9 protein-coding genes are annotated in these 14,021 nt (G+C 58.5%); all 9 read left to right on the top strand.

All coding sequences use genetic code 11. The features are described 5' to 3' along the window. Positions 1–380: 380 nt before the first annotated feature. Positions 381–1,853 carry a 4-alpha-glucanotransferase gene (gene malQ, locus QVO51_RS09085; protein WP_022358146.1) on the top strand — a complete coding sequence of 491 codons (1,473 nt, stop codon included), beginning with the start codon at positions 381–383 and terminating at the stop codon, positions 1,851–1,853. A gap of 14 nt (positions 1,854–1,867) precedes the next feature. After that, positions 1,868–4,219, top strand: a complete 2,352-nt coding sequence (locus QVO51_RS09090) for a glycogen/starch/alpha-glucan phosphorylase (RefSeq protein ID WP_022358147.1) — start codon at positions 1,868–1,870, stop codon at positions 4,217–4,219. 87 nt (positions 4,220–4,306) lie between these two features. Continuing rightward, complete coding sequence (locus QVO51_RS09095; protein ID WP_022358148.1) at positions 4,307–5,035, top strand: CpsB/CapC family capsule biosynthesis tyrosine phosphatase; 729 nt, start codon at positions 4,307–4,309, stop codon at positions 5,033–5,035. 455 nt (positions 5,036–5,490) lie between these two features. Beyond that, positions 5,491–6,414 (top strand): magnesium transporter CorA family protein, encoded by a 924-nt coding sequence (locus tag QVO51_RS09100; RefSeq protein WP_022358150.1) that lies wholly within the window; start codon positions 5,491–5,493, stop codon positions 6,412–6,414. A gap of 56 nt (positions 6,415–6,470) precedes the next feature. Next, on the top strand, positions 6,471–7,139 hold the full coding sequence (locus QVO51_RS09105) for a uracil-DNA glycosylase (RefSeq protein ID WP_022358151.1): 669 nt from the start codon (positions 6,471–6,473) through the stop codon (positions 7,137–7,139). 12 nt (positions 7,140–7,151) lie between these two features. Then, on the top strand, positions 7,152–7,856 hold the full coding sequence (locus QVO51_RS09110) for a vitamin B12 dependent-methionine synthase activation domain-containing protein (protein WP_022358152.1): 705 nt from the start codon (positions 7,152–7,154) through the stop codon (positions 7,854–7,856). After that, entirely contained in the window at positions 7,853–10,210 is a 2,358-nt protein-coding gene (locus tag QVO51_RS09115) for a homocysteine S-methyltransferase family protein (protein WP_022358153.1), read from the top strand. The genes QVO51_RS09110 and QVO51_RS09115 overlap by 4 nt, the downstream gene beginning before the upstream one ends. A 142-nt stretch (positions 10,211–10,352) precedes the next feature. After that, positions 10,353–12,683, top strand: a complete 2,331-nt coding sequence (locus QVO51_RS09120; protein WP_022358154.1) for a glycoside hydrolase family 95 protein — start codon at positions 10,353–10,355, stop codon at positions 12,681–12,683. A gap of 11 nt (positions 12,684–12,694) precedes the next feature. After that, a partial coding sequence (locus tag QVO51_RS09125; RefSeq protein ID WP_288168059.1) for a glycosyl hydrolase occupies positions 12,695–14,021 on the top strand: 1,327 nt, incomplete at its 3' end.

Raw genomic sequence — 14,021 nt, forward strand, 5'->3', positions numbered from 1 at the left:
GGCAGGGGGCGGTGCAGTGGTCTGTGCCGGTGCGGTGGTGGTTGGTTGAGTCTCGTTGATGCTGCTGCCGTTTTCAATGTGCTGCATGCTGCTGCATCCGGTGAGCAGCAGCGCAGCTGCCAGGGGTAGAAGGATCCGTTTTCCCATGGGTTTGCCTCATTTCGCATGGTTTTTTACCAGTATAGCACACTTATATAAAAAATGCAAATGGGCTTGATTCCAGTGAAAAAATATGCTAGAATGATAACGTGGATAGTTGTAGGCAGAGTCGGCGGTCTGTCTGTTTTGCTGGCGTTGGGCACAACGTCCGGCAATGCAGCCTCCCAGTTCCTTTGAAAAAGGTTACGGTTGGCTGATTTGTTTTGAAATGAGGTATCATAATGCGTAGAAGTGGTATTTTGCTCCCTGTTTTCAGTCTGCCTTCCCGGCATGGCATCGGGAAAATGGGCAAGGCGGCATATGAATTTGTAGATTTTCTGAAGGGTGCGGAGGTATCCTGCTGGCAGGTGCTCCCCCTTTCACCTACGGGCTATGGGGATTCCCCCTATCAGTCCTGCTGTACCTATGCAGGAAACCCGTATCTGATCGACCTTGATCTGCTGGCGGAGGAAGGCTTGCTGGTGCCGGCGGATTATGACGGTCTGAACTGGGGGGAGGACAGCAGCACCATTCCCTATGCGCTGCTGTATACCCAGTGCTATGAAGTGCTGCGGATCGCCTTTTCCAATGCAAAGCCGGATCCGGACTTTGACGCCTTTGTGGAGGCGCAGAAGGACTGGCTGGAGGATTACGCCCTGTACATGGCGCTGAAGTTTGCCCATGACGGCAAGCCCTTTACGGAGTGGGGGAGATCCCTGCGCCGCCGGAAGAAGGAAGCGATGGATCAGGCAAGGGAAACCTACAAGGAGGACATTGCCTTTCATAAATTCATCCAGTACCAGTTCTTCAGGCAATGGTACCAGCTCAAGGCATACGCCAACGAGCAGGGAATCTCCATCATCGGGGATCTGCCCATTTACACTGCCGCAGACAGTGTGGAGGTCTGGGCACATCCGGAGCTGTTTGAGTTGAATGTGCTGAACCGTCCCGCCGAGGTGGCAGGCTGTCCGCCGGACTGCTTCTCTGCCACCGGGCAGCTTTGGGGCAATCCGGTTTATCACTGGGAGCAACACAAAAAAACGGGCTATGCCTGGTGGATCCACCGGCTGGGGTATGTGAGCAAGCTGTTTGACATGGTTCGCATCGACCACTTCCGGGGCTTTGAAAGCTATTACTCCATTCCGGCAAAGAAGGAAACCGCCGAGCACGGCACCTGGATGCCGGGGCCGGGTCTGGAGCTGTTCCAGGCGGCGCAGCAGAAGCTGGGAGATCTGAACATTCTTGCGGAGGATCTGGGCAATATCACGCCCCAGGTGCGGAAGCTTCTGGCGGAGACCGGCTATCCGGGCATGAAGGTGCTGCAATTTGCGTTTGACAGCGATGCGGACAATGAATTCCTGCCCCACAATTATACTACTTCCCACTGCGTGGTGTACACAGGCACCCACGACAACGACACCCTGCTGCACTGGGCAGAAACCCTGAATCGGGAACCCCTGCGCTTTGCCCGCGCATACCTGGATGTGGAAAGCAGGCAGGATGTGCCGGCGGCAGTGGTGCGTGCGGCATGGTCCAGCATTGCGGAGCTGGCAATTGCCCAGATGCAGGATTTTCTCAAGGCAGGCGGCGAAGGCAGAATGAACCTGCCCTCCACCCTGGGGGGCAACTGGTGCTACCGCACCAAGGCGGAGCAATACACAGAAAAGCTGCAGCGGCGGATCCGCCGGCTGAACCGTACCTACGGTCGAAAGTAAGGAGCGAGATACAGATGGATCATAAGGAATTTGAACAGGCGTTGTGCAAAAAGCTGGGTACCACCCCGGACAAGGCGACTCCCCAGGCACTGCACAGTGCCATCGGGGACACGGTGATGGAGACCATTGCACCGGACTGGCGTGCAAGCCGTCAGGCGCATCTGTCCGGCAGACGGGCATGCTATTTCTCCATGGAATTTCTGGTGGGGCGGGCTGTGCAGAACAATCTGCTGTGCCTGGATCTTTACGATACAGTGGAAGAAGCCCTGCGTCCCTACGGCGTATCCCTGGCTGCTATGGATGAGATCCCGGATGCTGCCCTGGGCAACGGGGGGCTGGGCAGACTGGCTGCATGCTTTCTGGACAGTGCGGCGACTCTGAACCTGCCCCTGGACGGCTACGGCATCCGCTACCGGTACGGGCTGTTTGAGCAGCATTTTGAGGACGGCTTCCAGAAGGAGACCGCCGATGACTGGACCCGGTGGGGAGATCCCTGGTCGGTGCGCTGTGAGGCGGATGCGGTGGAGATCCGCTACGCCGGACAGACCGTCCGGGCAGTGCCCTATGATATGCCCATCATCGGCTGCAAGACCCGGCACATCAGTACCCTGCGGCTGTGGCAGGCGGAGCCGGTGCATACCTTTGACTTCCAGCTGTTCAATCAGCAGCATTATCTGGAGGCTTCTGCGGAAAGCATTGCCGCAGAGGATATTTCCAGAGTCCTGTACCCCAACGACGACACCCGGGAGGGGAAGCTGCTGCGGCTCAAGCAGGAGTATTTCTTCAGCGCCGCATCCCTGGCGGATATCCTGCGGAAATACCGGGCATCCCACGACAATTATGATGACCTGGCGCAGGCTGTCAGCATCCAGTTGAACGATACCCACCCGGTGATCTCCATTCCGGAGCTGATCCGGCTGCTGATGCAGGATGGGGTTGCCTTTGACAAGGCGTTGTCCATTGCGAAGCAGGTGTTCCACTACACCAATCACACCATTATGGCGGAGGCACTGGAAAAGTGGGACTGCGGTCTGGTGGAGGAGCTGCTGCCGGAGGTGTATGGGGTAATTCTCCAGATCCACGAGGCACTGATGGCGGAGCTGTATGCAAAGCCGGACTGGACGGCGGAGCAGATCGCAGCCATGGGAATCGTCCGGGATGGCTGCGTGCATATGGCACACATGGCGATTTATGCCAGCGCTCACACCAACGGGGTGGCGAAGATCCACACGGAGATCCTGAAGCATACCGCACTGAAGGACTGGTACCGGCTGTATCCGGAGCGGTTCCAGAACAAGACCAATGGCATTACCCAGCGGCGCTGGTTTGCCCTGTGCAACCGGGAGCTGTCCGGTCTTGCCACGGAGCTTCTGGGCAGCGACCGGTGGATCACCCAACTGGATGCCCTGGAGGAGCTGGTGCCCTATGCCCGGGATTTACAGGTATTGCAGCGCTTTACTGCCATCAAGCAGGAAAAGAAGCGGCAGCTAGCGGCGTATGTACTGGCGCAGGAGGGCGTTCGGATCGACCCGGATACGGTGTTCGACATTCAGATCAAGCGGCTGCATGAATACAAGCGGCAGCTGCTGAATGCCTTCTCCATTCTGTGGATCTATTTCGGCATCAAGGACGGCAGCATTCAGAATTTTACCCCCACCACCTTCCTGTTCGGGGCAAAGTCTGCGCCGGGCTATCGGCGGGCAAAGGGCATCATCAAGTATATCAACGAAATCGCCAGGCTGGTGGATGGAGATCCCCAGGTGCGGGATCTGATCCGGGTGGTATTTGTCCACAACTACAATGTATCCTATGCGGAGAAGCTGGTGGCGGCTGCGGATATTTCCGAGCAGATTTCCACCGCTGGTACGGAGGCATCCGGCACCGGCAACATGAAGCTGATGCTGAACGGGGCGGTGACCCTGGGTACCCTGGACGGGGCGAATATCGAGATCGTGGAGGAAGCCGGGGAGGAGAACAACTATATCTTTGGCGCCAGGGTGGAGGAACTGGAAAAGATCATGCCGGACTACAGCAGCCGCCGGCTCTTTGCGGACAACGAGAAGATCCGCCGGGTGGTCAGCACCCTCATCGACGGTACCGTATCCGACGGGGGCACCGGAGATTTCCGGGAGCTGTACTACAGCCTGCTGGACGGGGCAAGCTGGCATCGTCCGGATCACTACTACCTGCTGGGGGATCTGGAGTCCTATGTGGAGGCAAAGCTCCGTGCCATTTCCGACTACAGGGATCGGGCGGAATTTGCGAAGAAGCAGTGGCTGAACATGTGCCATGCGGGCAAGTTCAGCTCCGACCGGACTATCCGGGACTACGCAGCAGACATCTGGAACATTACCCCTGTGCAATGAAGCATACAGGAACGTGACAGAACGGAAGATTGACAGCCGAGACAGCCCTGCATACCGGAGGGCTGCCCGGGAACGGAGGGGTGCCACATGAACAAGTACATCGATATTCACGCCCATGTACTGCCCGGAATGGGCTGTGGGCCGGAAACGGCGGCGGAGAGCCTTGCTATGCTGCGAACGCTCCATGACCACGGGGTCAAGACCGTGATCGCTACGCCTTTTTTCAATCCGGAAACGGAAACGGCGGATGCGTTTCTGGCACGGCGTGAGGCTGCCTATGCCCGGCTGCGGCAGGCAATGGAGGGGGAGACTCTGCCCCATGTGGCACTGGGTGCGGAGGTGCTGCTGTGTCCGGCTGTGCTGGAATGCGGCAGGATCGACCGGTTCCGGGTGGAGCGCACCGGCTATGTGCTGGTTTGTCTGCCCCGGGGGCAGGTGATTGACCCGGCGCTGATGACCCTGTTCGATCACTTTCATGTGGCAAGCGGTCTGGTGCCCGTTCTGACGGATATCGACCGGTATTTCAACACCATTCAGGTGGAGGATATGTTCGCTCTGAGCCGGGCAGGGGCGTTGCTGCAGGTGTCCTGCGCCGGGATCATGGCCCACGACACCCGGAAGTATGCCCTGTACCTGCTGGGAAATCACATTGCCCAGTTTGTCAGTTCCGGCTATGCATCTCCCCAGGACAGCCCCCGGCTGGTGGAGGCTATGCGGGTGCTGAAGCGCTCTCTGCCCCTGGTGAAATACAAGCGCATCAAGAATAACGCCGGCATGCTGCTGTCCAATGCGGCAGTCAGCGAATTGGTGAACTGAGGGTTGCAATGTCACACAGCAAGCATACCAAGCGGGGATATTCCCTCTATCTTGAAAAATGGGATCCTGCTGCAAAAAAGTATATCCACACCTGTGCCCTGTGCGGATGCAGGGGTTATAGTCCTGCACTGGAACTGGATGAACGGGACTGCTGTGCGGATTGTGCCAGGATTCTGGAAAAAAGAAAATAGGGCGTCCGTGTTGCCCGGGATATGGCGCTCCTGTATTGTGCAGGGGCGCTTTTTTATTGGATTTCCCTTGCAACCAGGAGGATCCTGTGGTATAATAAACGTAGTGTGTATGGACGCCGGATCCGACGCTGTCACACCAACTGTGCAAAACCGCACACAAGAAAAAGGAGGTTCGTCATGAATCCTGACCCGTACTTATGGGTACAATTAAAACACTTGCGGGAGCATTGACGAACAGCCGTGCTGCCGCAGAAAGGCAGCATTATGATCAGCTATTTCAAGACTGTCGGCTCCGAGCTGACACGGCTATCCAAGCCGGAGCCGGGCTGTTGGGTCTCCGTGGTGGAGCCTACCCCGGACGAGGTAAACGTTCTGATCGAGCAATACGGGCTTGACCGGGACTTTGTCCGCTCCTCTCTGGATGAGGAGGAATCCTCCCGTGTGGAACGGGAAGAAAATCAGACCCTGATTATCGTGGATACCGCAGTGGCGGAAAAACAGGATGAGACCTTTTTGTTTTACACCCTGCCGGTGGGCATCATTACCACCGCCCAGTATGTATTCACCATCAGTCTCAAGCACTGTCCCGTGATCGATGCCATTGAAAACGGCGCCATCCGGAATTTACAGACCATGCACAAAACCCGGTTCGTGCTGCTGCTGCTGATGCGCATCACCGCCGGCTTTGTCCAGTACCTCAAACAGATTGACAAGATCTCCTACCACATCGAGAAGCAGCTTAGTGTGGCGATGAAAAACAAAGAGCTGGTGCAGATCCTCGGACTGGAGAAATCCCTGGTCTACTTTTCCACTTCCTTAAAGGCGAACAATATCACCCTGGAAAAGATCCTGCGGGGCAGGGTCATGAAGCTGTACGAGGAGGATCAGGATCTGCTGGAGGATGTGCTGGTCGAGGTGAAACAGGCAACGGAAATGACCAAGATCTACACCGGCATTCTGTCGGTTATGGTGGACGCCTTTGCATCCGTCATTGCCAACAACCAGAATACCGTCATGTCCCGGCTGACTGTCATCACCATCATCATGGCGATTCCTACCATGGTGTTCAGCTTCTACGGCATGAACACCGCCCATCTACCCATTCCGGATACCTGGTTTCCCACTCTGATTTCCGTGATGGTCACGGCAGCAGTGGCATTGCTTCTGCTGCGGAACAAGAATAAATAGGTCAAAGCCCGGATGGGATTCTGTCCGGGCTTTTTGCATACACAGGAGGAAGCATTATGGTTCATATCGGAAATGACTGGGATGAGCTGCTGAAGGATACCTTTGCGTCGGAAAACTATCAGCAGCTGCGGCAGTTTCTGATCCGGGAATACAGCACCCACCGGGTGTATCCGGATATGTACGATCTGTTCAATGCACTGCGGTATACGTCCTACGCAGACACCAGAGCGGTAATCCTGGGACAGGATCCCTATCACCAGCCCGGGCAGGCTCACGGTCTGTGCTTTTCCGTGCGTCCCGGCGTTGCACCGCCTCCCTCTTTGGTGAATATGTTCAAGGAACTGCGGGATGACCTGGGCATTGACAATCTGGGAAAGGGGGGCACCCTGATCCCCTGGGCAAAAAGCGGCGTGCTGCTGCTGAATACAGTGCTCACCGTCCGGGAAGGGGAGGCAAACAGCCACCGGGGCAAGGGCTGGGAGCAGGTGACGGATGACATCATCCGTCTGCTGAATCACCGGGAACAGCCCATTGTGTTTTTGCTGTGGGGTGCCAATGCCCGGGCGAAGCAGGCGCTCATCACCGCTCCCCGGCATCTGGTGCTGACCTGCGCCCATCCCAGCCCCCTATCCGCCTACAACGGCTTTTTCGGCTGTCGGCATTTTTCCAAAACCAACGAATTTCTCCGGGCGCAGGGCATGCCGGAGATCGACTGGCGGATCTGACGGGAGGATACCATGGAAGTCACACTCACCTGCATCGACCGGAGCCAGGCGCAGCGATATCTGGGCTATGGCAGCCGCACCCCGGACGATGCCACTGTCCGGCGGCTTGCGGACTGTGAGCAGGCACTGCTGGAGATGATGCACCCCCAGTACATGTACCGGGTGTTTCCGCTGACCTGGACCGGAGAGCAGCCGGCGCTGACCGGGTGCAGCATGCCCTTGTCAGGCAGGGACATTGCCGCCCATCTGACAGGATGCAGCCATGCCGCCCTGCTGGCTGCCACCCTGTCCGCTTCGGTGGATCAGTGCCTGCGGCAGGCGCAGGCAACGGATATGACCGATGCGCTGTTGTATGACGCCCTGGCAAGCGCAGCTATTGAACAGGTCTGTGATGCTGCTGCCGGGGAACTGCACCGTACACTGCCGGAGCTGTACCAGACCTGGCGGTTCAGTCCCGGCTACGGGGACTTTCCCCTGGAGGTGCAGCCTATGCTGCTGGCAGTTCTGGATGCCCCTAAGCGGATCGGTCTGTGCGCCACGGACAGCCTGCTGCTGACCCCCACCAAGTCCGTGACCGCCCTGATCGGGCTGTCGGAAACCGAGCCCCCGAAACGGCTGCGGGGCTGTGCCACCTGTTCCATGCGGGATCGCTGCGCATACCGGGGAAGCTGCGCCTACGGAGCAGTGCCGGAACCTATGAAGGAGGATGCAACATGACCTTTGCAGAGCTTTTACAGAACAATTACATATTTCTTGACGGAGGCATGGGTACCATGCTCCAGGCCAGGGGCATGCAGGCAGGAGAACGGCCGGAGCTGCTGAATCTGAAGGATCCGGCGCTGGTGGAGCAGGTGCAGCGTGCCTATGTGGAGGCTGGCTCCAATATCATCTGCTCCAACACCTTCGGGGCAAACCGGGCAAAGCTGACAGGCAGCGGTGCCACGGTGCAGCAGGTGATCCCGGCTGCCATTCAGTGCGCAAGACGGGCTGCGGCGGGGAAAGCCCTGGTGGCGCTGGATCTGGGCCCCACCGGGCAGATGCTGGAGCCGACCGGCTCTCTGACCTTTGAGCAGGCGTATGATCTTTACGCCGAACAGGTGGATGCGGGACAGGAGGCGGATCTGATCCTCATCGAGACCATGACGGATCTGTACGAGATCCGGGCGGCGGTGCTGGCGGCAAAGGAGCATGGCAACGGCAAGCCGGTGATCGCCCTGATGACCTTTGAGCATACGGGGCGCACCTTCACCGGATGCAGCGTGTCCGCCATGGCACTGACCCTGGAGGGGCTTGGAGTGGACGCAATGGGCATCAACTGCTCCATCGGCCCGGATGAGCTGTACCCGGTGGTGGAGGAGCTGTGCCGGTGGACGACCCTGCCCCTGCTCATTAAGCCCAATGCCGGACTGCCGGATCCGGTGACCAACCAGTACAATGTATCCCCGGCGGAGTTCGCCAGGAGCATGACCCGGATCGCAAAGCTGGGGGTCAAGCTGCTTGGGGGCTGCTGCGGCACCACCCCGGATTATATCCGGGCAGTCCGGGAAGCAGTGGCGGATCTGCCCTTTACGCCCCGGCAGGTACAGGTGCCGGCGGCAGTATGCTCCTACAGCCGGACGGTGGTCATCGATCGTCCCAGAGTCATCGGGGAACGGATCAATCCCACCGGCAAGAAGCTGTTCAAGGAAGCGCTGCTTCGGGGGGATATCGACTATATCCTGGGGCAGGCCATTACCCAGGTACACGGGGGCGCAGATATTCTGGACGTGAATGTGGGACTGCCCTCCATTGACGAACGGGATATGATGGTGCGGACGGTGAAGGCGCTCCAGGGAGTGGTGGATGTGCCCTTGCAGCTGGACTCCACCATGCCTCAGGTGCTGGAGGCGGCACTGCGGATCTACAATGGCAAGCCCATTGTGAACTCCGTTAACGGGGAGGAAAAATCCCTGTCCACGGTACTGCCCCTGGTGAAAAAGTACGGTGCAGCAGTGGTGGGGCTGACCCTGGATGAACAGGGGATTCCCAAGACGGCAGAGGGCAGATTTCAGATTGCAAAGCGGATCCTGGATCGTGCCCTCGCGTTGGGCATCCGCCGGGAGGATGTGTATATCGACTGTCTGACTCTGACCGTATCGGCGGAGCAGGACGGTGCGGTGCAGACCCTGTCCGCCCTGCATCGGGTCAAGCAGGAACTGGGGCTGAAAACCGTGCTGGGTGTGTCCAACATCAGCTTCGGCTTGCCCAACCGGGAGCTTGTGAATCACAGCTTCCTGCTGATGGCACTGCAAAACGGACTGGATCTGCCCATTATGAACCCAAATGTGGCATCCATGATGGACGCTGTCCGCAGCTATTGCCTGCTTGCCAACATTGACAAGAATGCCGTTGATTTTATTGCCGCCTACGGCAGCGCAGAGCCAAAGGCAAAGCCGGCGGCGGCACCGGCGGATATGACCCTGTCCTTCGCCATCGAAAACGGGCTGAAGCAGGAGGGTGCCCGGATCACCCGGCAGCTACTGGAGCAGATGGATTCCATGGAGATCGTGAACGGACAGCTGATCCCGGCGCTGGACAAGGCGGGGGCTGCCTTTGAGCAGGGCAAGCTGTTCCTGCCCCAGCTGATCCAGGCAGCAGGGGTGGCACAGGCTGCTTTCGGGGAGATCCGCAGCTATCTGACTGCGCACAATGCGGTGCCGGTGAGCCGGGGCAAGGTGATTCTGGCAACGGTGAAGGGGGACATCCACGACATTGGCAAGAACATCGTCAAGGTGCTGATGGAGAATTACGGCTACCAGGTCATCGACCTGGGGCGGGACGTGCCGCCGGAAACCATTGTGGCGGCTGCCCTGGAGCATCGGGTCAAGCTGGTGGGACTGTCCGCATTGATGACCACCACATTGGGCGCTATGGAGGAAACCATCCGACAGCTGCATGCCAACAACGTGCCCTGCAAGGTGGTTGTGGGAGGCGCTGTGCTGACCGCAGACTATGCAGCCCAGATCGGGGCGGATTACTACGCCAAGGATGCCAAGGAATCGGTGGATATTGCAAAACAGGTGGTGGGATAAGCCACTGTGCAAGGCCTTCGGAGGGAATGCCTCCGAAGGCTTTTTGCTGTTTGGGGGATCGACAGAAATCACCCCTTGGAGCCTTTGCATTTTTTCAAAAGGTGTGGTATAATAAATTGATTATGCGTATGAGGAGGAACCTATGGGACAGGAAACATTGCTTTGGTATACAAAGCCTGCGGAAAATTTTGACCAGGCTCTGCCGGTGGGCAACGGACGCATGGGCGCCATGGTGTTCGGCGGCGTGGAGGCGGAGCACCTCAAGCTCAATGAGGATTCCATATGGTCCGGAGGATTGCGGAACCGGAACAATCCGGATGCGTACCAGGGAATGCAGCAGATCCGGACGCTTTTGCAGCAGGAAAAGATCAGCGAAGCGGAGGAACTGGCGTTTCAGACCATGCAGGGCTGTCCGGAGAACAGCCGGCATTATATGCCCCTGGGGGATCTGGACGTGGTGTTCCACAAGGAAAGCCACAGCACGGCGTACCGGCGCACCCTGGATCTGTCCAGCGGCATTGCCCTGACAGAGTATACCCTGGACGGGGTACAGTATCAGCGCAGTGTATTTGTGTCGGAGCCGGACAACGTGCTGGTGCTGCATGTGTCCGCCGATCAGCCGGGGCAGGTGTCCTTTGCCGCATCCTTTGGCGGCAGGGACGATTACTATGACGAGAACCGGCCGGATGGAGAGGCTTCCATCTGCGTCACCGGCGGACAGGGCGGTCAGCAGGGCATTCAGTTTGCGGTGGTGATGACAGCCGCTGTCCAGGGGGGCGGAGCATTTACCCGGGGCAACCAGCTTTGCGTGGAGGGGGCGGATGAAGCCACCCTGCTGCTGGCGGTACAGACCAGCTTCTACAAGGGAGAAGGATACCTGGAGGCTGCACAGCTGGATGCGGAGTATGCGGCGGATTGCAGCTTTCATGAGCTGATGGTGCGGCATGTGGACGACTACCGGGCATTGTTTGACCGGGTGAAGCTGGAACTGGAGGATAACAGTGGCGAGGGTGCCCAGCTGCCCACGGATGCCCGGCTGAGCCGTTTGCGGGGCAACGATTTTGACGGGAAGGATGCGGCAGGACTGATCCTGGACAACAAGCTGACGGAGCTGTATTTCAACTATGGCAGATACCTGATGATCTCCGGCAGCCGCCCCGGCAGTCAGCCCCTGAATTTACAGGGCATCTGGAACCAGGATATGTGGCCTGCCTGGGGCTCCCGGTTTACGGTGAATATTAACACAGAGATGAACTACTGGTGTGCTGAAAGATGTAATCTGTCCGAGTGCCATCTGCCCCTGTTTGATCTGATCCACCGGATGCGTCCCAACGGGGAGCAGACCGCCCGGGATATGTATCATTGCGGCGGCTTTGTGTGCCATCACAATACGGATCTGTGGGGGGATTGCGCTCCCCAGGATCGGTGGATGCCTGCCACCATCTGGCCCATGGGAGCAGCCTGGCTGTGCCTGCATATTTTTGAGCATTATCAGTACACCCTGGACTGGGATTTCCTGGCGCAGCAATTTGATACCCTGTGTGGGGCGGCGCAGTTCTTTACAGAATATATGTTTGAAAACAGCGCCGGACAGCTGGTCACCGGCCCCTCCGTTTCCCCGGAGAATACATACCTGACGGCAAGCGGCGCCAAGGGCAGCCTGTGCATCGGCCCCAGCATGGACAGCCAGATCATCACCCTGCTGTTTACGGATGTGCTGGAGGCGGCAAGGATTCTGGAACGGGAATCCCCCCTGCTGGAGAAGATCCGGCAGATGCTGCCCCGGCTCCCCAAGCCGGAGATCGGTAAGTACGGACAGATCAAGGAATGGGCGGTGGATTACGACGAGGTGGAGATCGGCCACCGGCATATTTCCCAGCTGTTCGCCCTGCACCCGGCGGATCTGATCACCCCGGAGGATACCCCCAAGCTGGCGGATGCTGCCCGTGCCACCCTGGTGCGGCGGCTGGTGCATGGGGGCGGTCATACGGGCTGGAGCCGTGCCTGGATCATGAACATGTGGGCAAGGCTTCATGACGGAGAAATGGTGTTCGAGAATATGCAGAAGCTGCTTGCCTATTCCACCAATCCCAATCTGCTGGATTCCCATCCTCCTTTCCAGATTGACGGGAATTTTGGCGGTACGGCGGCAGTATGCGAGGCGCTGCTGCAAAGTCATGGAGACGTTATGCAGTTCCTGCCTGCTCTGCCGTCCCAGTGGGCAAAGGGCAGCGTCACGGGTCTGCGTGCCAAGGGCGCATACACGGTGGATTTGTTCTGGCAGGATGCCAGGCTGACCCGGGCGGTGGTAACGCCGGATCAGGATGGGCTGTGCCGGATCCGCACCGGTGTGCCCATGGATGTGGTATGCGACGGCGTGACCATTGCCTGTGCCCGGACAGAGGATATACTGGAGTTCCCGGTATCCGGCGGCAAACATTATGGGCTGACGCCCCGGGAGAATGAGAAGTAAGGAGTAAGAGCATGCTCACAGATGCACAGAAAAAGCGATGGACCTGGATCAGCACCGGCGTTGCGGCGATCCTGGGGCTGTCCCTGGTATGGGTCAGCTGCAACGACAACCGGGGGATCCCCAACGGCAATACGGCAGTGCCTACCACGGAGATGACCGGTACTACGGAAAAAGTGTACGAGCTGGACATCCCTGCCATCGAGCAGAAGAATGCGGAGCTGTCCGCCGAGGCGGAGGAGGGCAGACTGTATGGTAATCTGGAGGTGTCCGACGAACGGGAGGGCTACAGCGGAGACGGCTATGTGACGGGCTTTGACGGGGATGCGGACAACAAGGTGGTCGTGGAGATCGAAGTGCCTGCCACCCAGCATTATGACATTACCCTGTGCGCTGCGGCGGACGAGGAAGTGCGGAACACGCTGCTGGTCAACGGCGAGGATATTGGCGAATTTACCATTGCCGGCAAGGGAGAGTTCCTGCATGTGACCTTTCACGGGGTGTTCATCGAGGCAGGCAAGGCACGGCTTTCCATTGAGGAGATTGACGGCGGACTGGATCTGGACAGCTTTACGCTGACCAACAACACAGATCTGTACGAGATCTCCTACGAGGATGCGGCATCCCAGCCGGTGAACGAGGACGCTTCTCCGGAGGCGAAGGCACTTTTGCGGAATCTGGCATCCTGCTACGGCAAGACCATGCTTACCGGGCAGTATGCCTCCAGCGCCCAGAATCAGGAGCTGGAGCTGATCCACAACATCACGGGGCAGTACCCGGTGATCCGGTTCGGGGATCTGGGCAGCTATACGGACAAGGATACGGAAAACGCAGAGGAGATTGAGGCTGCCATTGCCTGGTCCCGTGCCGGCGGCGTGGTGGGCTTTATGTGGTACTGGACTGCCCCCATGGAGCAAGGCAGCGTGTATGCGGACAAGACGGACTTCCGGCTCAGCAAGGCAGTGACCGGAGAGGACATCGCCCAGCTGGATCCGGAGGAACTGCAGGAGCTGCTGGATCAGCGGAAGATCAGCGCGGAGTGCTATGCCCTGGTGGAGAGCATCGACCAGGTGGCAGGGCAGCTGGCTCGTCTGAAGGATGCGGATGTGCCCGTGCTGTGGCGCCCTCTGCATGAAGCCGGCGGCGGCTGGTATTGGTGGGGCAGCGATGGTGCGGATGCCTATCAGTGGCTGTGGCGGCTGTTGTATGACCGACTGACGGCGTACCACGGGCTGAACAATCTGCTGTGGGTCTGGAACGGTCAGAGCCGGGATTACTATGTGGGGCAGGCGTACTACGATATCGCCTCCATTGACGTGTACCTGCGGGCGGATGCGGAAT

Source organism: Ruminococcus sp. CAG:379 (assembly GCF_000434255.1).
GTDB lineage: Bacteria > Bacillota > Clostridia > Oscillospirales > Ruminococcaceae > Ruminococcus_F > Ruminococcus_F champanellensis.

Coding starts and splice junctions, on each gene's coding strand:
- QVO51_RS09095 (WP_022358148.1), top strand. CDS start 4,307: ATGAACAAGTACATCGATATTCACGCCCATGTACTGCCCGGAATGGGC.
- QVO51_RS09105 (WP_022358151.1), top strand. CDS start 6,471: ATGGTTCATATCGGAAATGACTGGGATGAGCTGCTGAAGGATACCTTT.
- QVO51_RS09110 (WP_022358152.1), top strand. CDS start 7,152: ATGGAAGTCACACTCACCTGCATCGACCGGAGCCAGGCGCAGCGATAT.
- QVO51_RS09090 (WP_022358147.1), top strand. CDS start 1,868: ATGGATCATAAGGAATTTGAACAGGCGTTGTGCAAAAAGCTGGGTACC.
- QVO51_RS09100 (WP_022358150.1), top strand. CDS start 5,491: ATGATCAGCTATTTCAAGACTGTCGGCTCCGAGCTGACACGGCTATCC.
- QVO51_RS09120 (WP_022358154.1), top strand. CDS start 10,353: ATGGGACAGGAAACATTGCTTTGGTATACAAAGCCTGCGGAAAATTTT.
- malQ (WP_022358146.1), top strand. CDS start 381: ATGCGTAGAAGTGGTATTTTGCTCCCTGTTTTCAGTCTGCCTTCCCGG.
- QVO51_RS09115 (WP_022358153.1), top strand. CDS start 7,853: ATGACCTTTGCAGAGCTTTTACAGAACAATTACATATTTCTTGACGGA.